The sequence below is a fragment of the Bradyrhizobium campsiandrae genome (assembly GCF_014529705.1).
Lineage (GTDB): Bacteria > Pseudomonadota > Alphaproteobacteria > Rhizobiales > Xanthobacteraceae > Bradyrhizobium > Bradyrhizobium campsiandrae.
In genome coordinates, this window is record NZ_JAANIH010000089.1 from 22,269 (window position 1) to 29,713 (window position 7,445).

Genomic DNA, 7,445 nt, shown 5'->3' on the forward strand with positions numbered 1-7,445 from the left:
AGCCCTTGTTTTTAAAGGTTTAAAGAGCGGCTTGATGGGCGGCTAGCCATCCTTTTCGCCAGAGTTTCTGGTCGAGACAAAGCTAACGTGAGTTGAGTGCGTGGTGTGCGTGATCCCTGACGGGAGCCGCTCTCCTGCGCTCCATACGTGGTTGGTCGATTGTGGAGGCGCAGCGCGTCCGGTTGACCCCGTTGTCGGCCCGGTCTGGCCGCTAGCCCCAACTGGTCCAGACGGTCTCCAAAGCGACTTGTAGGGCTCACCGAGCTGCGACGCGAACTCTCTCATGTTCGCTTCGAGCCATTCCATCAACTTCACAGCATCATCGAGAGCGAGCTTCTTCTCGTCGTCGCTCGTTCTCTTCCCGCTCAAATGTAGCACATGGTGATGCAAGTCATTTATCTCGCCCTCTAGGTGCCGCGCGGATGACGCCTTAAATCGCGCGATGTAATTCTTTGCCTTGATTGATTCCTGATCATCGTCCCCGTTCAGAAATTTCTGACAGTTTCGCCAGTAGACCGCGAAGGCGGCAAGCAAAACATTCCATTGGAATTGAAGTTGCTCGTTTTTCAGCTCTACGATACAGCCCCGCGCCATGTCATATTCATATCGTGCATGACCGAGGCGCTCTTCAAGAGTTTCTTTCAAAACTACGCTCCAGCGCTAAACAAAATCATTCTTTCCGATCTTCCGACCGTAGGTCCGAACGAACTCTATGCGCTTTAGAACCTCGTCGTCAGCTAGCTCTCTCCCAAGCCTTCTCTCCAGCTCGCGAAGTCGAAACTGCTCCTCTTCGACGTACAAATCCGCCACCCGCACATTTTCGATCAGAGTGACCTGAAGATAGCTGGGCATAGTGTCCCTCCGACCTCCCTGCCCACTACGGTAGACGGTGTCCTGCGATCTAACGGTTATCACGTCACGCTGCCTCAGCTCATCGTGCTGCCCTGCCAAGAGAAAGAACTCGCGCACGTTCTCATTCAGCTCCGCCAGACGAGCTGTTTCGCTATCGATTGAGATAGCTCCCTCCGGATAGATTGTACCAACGACAGGGGGTGGAAATTCATCGGGAAATATCTTTCGTCGACGATAGTCTCTTAGGTCTATGTGCTGGCTAGCAACACCGCGCCGAAGTTCGGCAAACTCCCAACCGCCAGAGAACGGGCCGTCCTTTCCCTCGGTATCTACGAATATGTGTGTGAATTTGTGCGGCGCTATGCCTTGATCATCGATCACAAGCATGTCGTCGTATCGAAGCAGGCGCTCAGCAACAAAGTGACATTTATTTCGGTGCGGCAGGTGATTCCAAAAGTCTTCGATGACTTCTCTGCGCTCGTGCCAGTCTCTTCGGTCCTGATGCTCTTCATCCCCTCTGAGCATTAGCAGCGAGATTGCATCAGTGAAATCGAACTCTTTTCTCTTCTGATCCACGAAACCAAAGTACTCCCGGGTCTTCAAGACCAACCCCCGGGGATGATAATTAGTTGCTAGGCATTCTCGCCACCGTGGGCGAACGTCGAAATCCTTAATGTTCTCTTTGAATGGGTAATCTTCATCATTCGCGTCTCTGATGAGCACAGATACATGACCAAGTTCAGTGCCGAGCACCCTAAATAGCTTGTTTTTGTTGGTGACGATCCTGCGGATTTCGGTAGACCTTGATCTTCGCCTGGTTACGAGCGAGATGCCGAAGAAGGTGAATAGTATGTGGTCGTTTTTCGGCTGGCAAAGCATATCCTCAAGCTCGGCCTTCCCCCACAGCTGAAACTCCATAACTCCCTTTTCAATCAGCCTGTCCCGGAAACGATCATACGACTGCTTGGAGAAGTTACAGGCCGCCGCAAGTACGTACCCGTAAGGCGGGTTCTTAGGGTCAAGCTCCGCGATAATTTCCGCAACGCGTTTGGGGCCTAACTCCTTCTCTCGTTTGCACTGCACGATCCACTGATTTCCCATCATAGGGTGAGGCGATTCCTTGGTCTCTTCGTCCTCATCGTCTTCATTTCTCGGGATCGCCAATCGTTCGAACGCGCGAATATCGATGCCATCATCAGAGCCGCTTCGACCTGTGCCCTCAATCGTTTGCCAATCCTTGAAATCGTATACGAGCTGTCGCACCAAATCCTCAAAGCGATGCGGGTCAAGATCCTCAAAATGTATAGGCCCGTACGTTCGCGATACCTTTGGCATGATCTCGGATTTCCTGGTGCTTGGTTTTCCCCGCCCCGAGGCTTTTCGATGCATTTCGGGCTTCGCGGCACGGTCACACTAGTGCTTGGATGGCCCTGTGACCCAAAACCACAACGGCTTCTTGCGCCCCACCATAGAGATTTTCAGATAAAGGTCGTCCGCTGCTCCGCGACCCCAGACAAAGTGGTCGATACCCGAGAAGTTCAAGGTCGCAGTCGAATAGCCGTCAATCTTTAGGTCGGCCAAATTGTCTTCCAAGGTGAACTCGTAACCGACCTCCTTTCGATACAGTCCGAACCACCGCGTAATCCGCCTAGGCTTTAGCCAGATTAGTTCATAGTAGTACACGCAAGCGGGGACCTTCGAAGAATTGATGAGCAACAAGTCATTCCCTAGCTCCACATGATTTCGGAGCATAGCTTCCAGCTTAAGCTTCGGTTTTCGATCTCGGAAGAACTCCAAGACCTTCAAAACCGCGAGCCCGAACGCGACGAGCGAGCCAAACGTATTCAAATCGATTGTCATTGTTGAAATAGCCATTGCCGTGCGACGACGATTAAATGACCTTCCTCTATTGACGTAGAGGAACCTCCGAAAAAACAATCTTCTCGGCTGGATTAGGAACACCAACCTCGGCAAGCAGCACCATCAACGCATCGTAGATGCCTGCCGGAAATTTTGTCGGCCCAATGATAACGCGGTCGATGAAGTTCGCGGGCGCTAGGCCGTAGAGCCCTTCTTCGGGAACATCTCTAAGTGGAATCCTGCAAATCGACTGTGGGATTCCACCTATAGATTCCACAGATGAAGCAATTCGTTCAGATCGCTCGTATCGAGGCGAGTAAATAACACGCCATTCTCTCTCTTCATGGAAGCCGGGATGCTTGGTGCAGAGCACAGCGTAACGTAGCGCAGAGAACATATTCCCGAGAATTTTCTCTTCCTCGAACGTCCCGAGGAAGCCAGCGTTGTTCTCCACGTTATCGAGAACCGCTGCAAAAGCTTGCTCCAGATCTGTGTTATTGAGGTACGCGACGGGACTGGTATATGCCTTCAAAGCGTTCGAAGGTCGTAAGATCGGTCCACCGTTCACGACAAGCGCGACGCCTGATCCTGCCCCATATGCGCGCCACATTGACAGGCGGCCATGCTGGTCTTCAGACGGATCGTGCTCCGAAAGACAGCTTATATAGCTGTCGCTTCGGAAATGTGGCATCCAGCCCTCGAAGAGCTTTTCCAACCGCTCACAGAAACCCGGAAACATGCCGTCAAATAGAGTCCGCATTCGCTGCGCATTCTTGCTGTAGGCGTTGGCCAAGCACTCATACCCGTGCTCAATCTCACGAAAATCGTTCATTAGGTGCGACTTGCGCATCCATATCTCGCCGTTGCGTAGAATGCGCATCGCGGTGTCTGCGCTGGTGTAGTACACGAACCGCTGATTTTGCCGCAGCGCCTCAAGATTTCTATTCAGCGCGTAAGGCTGGAAAATCTCAAACAGGCGCATTTGTTCTGCGCTAATTCCGGGATCGGTACCCAATCGTTTGCCTCCGAAGCACTATTGACTTTTACAAGAACATAATGAGAACATCATCTTATCGCGTATCACGGAATCGTTTCAATGTCCAAGGCAAGTAAGCTCCATCCACAATCAGACGTGGAGTGGGTGGAAGCGGCTGCGGATCAAGCGATAGCAGCGTGCGGCAGCGACGCCCGCGAAGCTGTGAAGGCACTGTTGATTGCAAACGAGTTCTTAGAGCGTGAGATGGAAGAGCGGGTGTCGCGCGGATACATTCGCGGCGTGAAGCACGGAAGATTCAACACGTATTCAGGCTGAAGGCCAACTGTGGGGCAAGCAAAGCTAAAGAAACGAAGTACAGCGAACTTCATCCAACAGTTCCCTTTCTGCTCGCTGTGCGGTGGTGATCGCTCGACCGCAACGCGCGAGCACATGCCGCCGAAGGCTCTGTTTGACAACAAGCACCGCCCCGACAAGCTCGTGATGCCTGCATGCTCCGAGTGCAATAGGCAAACGAGCACGTCTGATTTGGTCGTCTCTCTGGTTAGCCGCTGGGGCGCCGAGCATTCACATTCAGTCAGGGCAGATCACGCAAAATTATCAGCACAGGCGAAGATTCAAGCCCCCGAGCTTGTTTGCGAGTGGCTGAGCGGTGCGTCACCGGCGACACAGCTTAGAGCGCGGAGACACCTCAGGAAGAATGGCGTTGTCGCTCCTGCGGATGCGAACTTCGCAACGATTGGCCCCCTGACAATCAGGGCATTGAACGTTTTTTCACATAAGGCCGTGCTCGCCTTATACTTTGAACATTTTCAGCGCCCTTTACCGAACGCAGGACGCGTGCAGGCGATGTGGCGCACGAAGGAAGATTTCTTTCAGAATGGCATCCCGTCCGATCTTCTTGATCTAATGCAGAGGTACGGCACCTTGATCCAAGGGCGCTGGGATGCATCAGAAACGTTCGAATATCGGTATGATCTCAACACCACTGACGGCCTCTTTGGTTGCTTCGCGCGATTTCGCCAAGGGCTATTTGTGCTGGGTTTCGCTGTCGAAGATGCGAGCCTACTTGCCAGTAACCCGGACCTCGATGGTGAATGGATTATGCCTCGTGACCTGCTTGGGCCAAACCCTCACTTCGACAAACGGCTTGAATAAACTCTGTTGAAAACCCGAACCCAATTCCAAGTCGGGAGCGTCGTCGTATGATAACCTGTAATCTTCAGAGACTGTAGGAGACGTTCATGTCGAACGACCGCAAGCCTATTCCATCTCGTCAAATGGCGCTTGATGCCGCCAGCACAGCGAACCTTCGTAGCAGCCTCTCAGCTCGGCAAGACAGCGTCAGCTCGGCGAATCTTCGAGGCTCTCTACAGAGAGGTGCGTCGTCTGCGAACTTGACAACTGCCTTGGCGAGCCGCCCGGCTCCGTCAGCTCAGACATCGCAACCAGCCGCTCCGGCCACGCCACCGGCGCAGCCCAAAAAGTAAGCCGTTGAAAGCGACGTGGGCTTCTGAGCTACTTCCCTACGTTCAGGTCGGCGGCACCGTTGCCGCAGCCGCTGGCTTGCTCATCAACGCATACCAAACCTGGAGAACCCGAAAGACGGTCACGCTCCAGCATCTGCAAGATTTTCTGAAAGCAATGAACGAACGCGAATCCGCGCTCGCGATGAATAAAGACGATGCAGCGAAGCAGTTGCATGCGCTCATCGAATTTCTAAATTTTCTGGAAATCTACTCGGCCGCTATCAATTCACGCCTTTTTGTCGGCGTGGCGCGCGAGATAGTACAAGAGAAAATATTGGACTCTATTATCGAGCTAGAGAACTTGCCGCACTGGCACGAGGAGATCGAAAAGTCGATCACAAGCGCAACGACCTATAAGCACTTGCGCCTATTTATCGGAACCCACAGACGAACTATTGGGACGCGAAGGAGCGCTACGCGTTTCATCGAGTAGACCGTCGAACGACCGCCTACGATACTCTCGGCCAAGCCTATACGGCGAGCGCGCTGCTTCTCTCTTCGCGTGCTGGCACACTCTTACATTCACAGGGGCGCGCAGAGGATGCCTTTGTACGTTAGCGTGCACCCTCATTCGCGAAGCTTTAGATAAAAAGCACCTGAGATATCGACCGTTAGCGTCGGGCTTCCGGGCATATCGTAGACCACTTCAGCTCCTCCGAAAAAAAGCCCCGTAAATCGATCGCCTTCTAGTGACCCCACAGCTTCTGAATAGGTTGTCATTTGAGCGTCGACGGTCGCAATGCCCTGCTCTTGGGTAAAAAGGTTGAACTGCGGCTGCCCTCGCCGAATTGAATACATGTTGGTCGACTCGAAGATATTGGGATGATCGCGAGACGTCGATAAATCTGCGTCAGACGAGTAGTAGGTCGCTTCACCAGCCCCAATCGCTCTAGATGCCTGTTGATGAAGCCGATGAAGAAATCCTTGCTTGGCGCGCACAGCGATTTGGTTCTCTAGCCTCCAGACGAAGCCGCTGTCCATCGGCATTCGGACGCCGACCATTCGGCTTAACTGCTCGGCGATTGCAGGCAAGGAACCAGACGTTTTAGTATACTCAATCTCACCTGCGACGATCTGCAATGTCGAGCCCCAACCAGGCGCTAGGGGGCGAGCAGTGTCAACGTGCTGTGTCATTAGCGACCTGCGGAAACTAGCCGGAGCAAGGATATTGCTGATGACCTGAAGCTTGTCATCAAGTTGCTCATATCGGAGATCCACTAAAGGCGCAGCCCCGGGCCCATCAACCGTCTTGAAAATGAAAAGCCGACGCCCATTGGAAAGGACGAAATACCCAGCAGCAACTTCAGGGAGAAACGCGTAGCTGAATGCCTGCTCGATATCTGCATCAGAAATATCGTCAGATGGTGGCTTGGCCTCGACAATCCACCGATCGAGCCCTCGGATCTCCAGTATGTAATCCGGGCGGCCCTTAATCTCAGGGTCGTTCGGCTTCCTTCGTCCCAAGCTGCGGCGGGGATACCGTAGCGATCTTTCGCGGACGATGTTGAACTCGGTGCCGGACCGATATCCCAAATGGCGGAGAAGCGGGTCGATTACCTCGCCCCGGATGTCAGCTTCGTTTAATTCATCAAAATTCACTGGCGGGAAAAGCATCGCACGCCTCAAGTAAGGGAAAGCACAACCTCTAGCATTTCATTTTGGCCGCCGTATCGAGCCTCAAACCTTTGGTGCCATTATCGTTCAAAATTCACAGAGACGAAATCACCATGTGAAAGAAGTTATCGCTCGTTCGGAATCCATAGTGCGCAATCCCAAGGAGGACCGCGACTACGATCAGATATGCAAGTACGATAAATCGTCGATACCAGCGGAAGTTACTCTCTGCCTGCCGGTAGTGCTTGCCGGCGAGTTCTTCGTATTCTTTGTCCAGTAGTAACGGGCCATACAGCCGCGATCGAAAGCTCTTCTCATTTTCAACGATCCCGCTAACGGCACTGGACGCCGCAATGCACGAAAAAATGCAACTAGCTAGCAAATAAGCGGCGGCCATCCAGAGAAGCCAATCGCCGACCGTCGTGCTCGCAAGGCGAACGGCAATCACGCCGAAAGCGACCGCAGCGTCGCGCCACAACCCAGACGAAAGCGAGGATGTGTTATTCGCCAATGAGCGCACATCATCTGCCAGTCCTTTTCGGAGATCGGACATGAGTTTAAAGGCATCGACGCCCTTGGATTGAATGTGGAGACGG

Annotated in this window: 8 protein-coding genes; 3 read left to right on the forward strand and 5 right to left on the reverse strand. The window is 53.1% G+C overall.

The window, feature by feature from the left end; all coding sequences use genetic code 11:
* Nucleotides 1–42: 42 nt before the first annotated feature.
* From G8O24_RS38635 to G8O24_RS38645, 3 genes are all read right to left on the reverse strand, one after another.
* Nucleotides 43–645, reverse strand: coding sequence for a hypothetical protein (locus tag G8O24_RS38635; RefSeq protein WP_188107749.1), 603 nt, complete (start codon nt 643–645; stop codon nt 43–45).
* 15 nt (nt 646–660) lie between these two features.
* The gene (locus G8O24_RS38640) at nt 661–2,187 is read right to left on the reverse strand and encodes a restriction endonuclease (RefSeq protein WP_188107750.1); all 1,527 of its coding nucleotides are present in this window, start codon (nt 2,185–2,187) and stop codon (nt 661–663) included.
* Between the two features lie 571 nt (nt 2,188–2,758).
* Nucleotides 2,759–3,727 (reverse strand): DUF2971 domain-containing protein, encoded by a 969-nt coding sequence (locus G8O24_RS38645; protein WP_188107751.1) that lies wholly within the window; start codon nt 3,725–3,727, stop codon nt 2,759–2,761.
* An 81-nt stretch (nt 3,728–3,808) separates the two neighbouring features.
* Here G8O24_RS38645 and G8O24_RS38650 point away from each other — a divergent pair, with 81 nt between their 5' ends.
* From G8O24_RS38650 to G8O24_RS38660, 3 genes are all read left to right on the forward strand, one after another.
* Nucleotides 3,809–4,024, forward strand: coding sequence for a hypothetical protein (locus G8O24_RS38650; protein ID WP_188107752.1), 216 nt, complete (start codon nt 3,809–3,811; stop codon nt 4,022–4,024).
* A gap of 9 nt (nt 4,025–4,033) precedes the next feature.
* The gene (locus G8O24_RS38655; RefSeq protein ID WP_188107753.1) at nt 4,034–4,864 is read left to right on the forward strand and encodes a hypothetical protein; all 831 of its coding nucleotides are present in this window, start codon (nt 4,034–4,036) and stop codon (nt 4,862–4,864) included.
* A 336-nt stretch (nt 4,865–5,200) separates the two neighbouring features.
* Nucleotides 5,201–5,668 (forward strand): hypothetical protein, encoded by a 468-nt coding sequence (locus tag G8O24_RS38660; protein WP_188107754.1) that lies wholly within the window; start codon nt 5,201–5,203, stop codon nt 5,666–5,668.
* Between the two features lie 134 nt (nt 5,669–5,802).
* Here G8O24_RS38660 and G8O24_RS38665 read toward each other — a convergent pair whose 3' ends face one another.
* Together G8O24_RS38665 and G8O24_RS38670 are read right to left on the reverse strand one after the other, a co-directional pair.
* Nucleotides 5,803–6,849 carry a type I restriction enzyme HsdR N-terminal domain-containing protein gene (locus tag G8O24_RS38665; RefSeq protein WP_188107755.1) on the reverse strand — a complete coding sequence of 349 codons (1,047 nt, stop codon included), beginning with the start codon at nt 6,847–6,849 and terminating at the stop codon, nt 5,803–5,805.
* Between the two features lie 94 nt (nt 6,850–6,943).
* On the reverse strand, nt 6,944–7,445 hold a 502-nt coding region (locus tag G8O24_RS38670; protein WP_188107756.1), incomplete at its 5' end, for a hypothetical protein.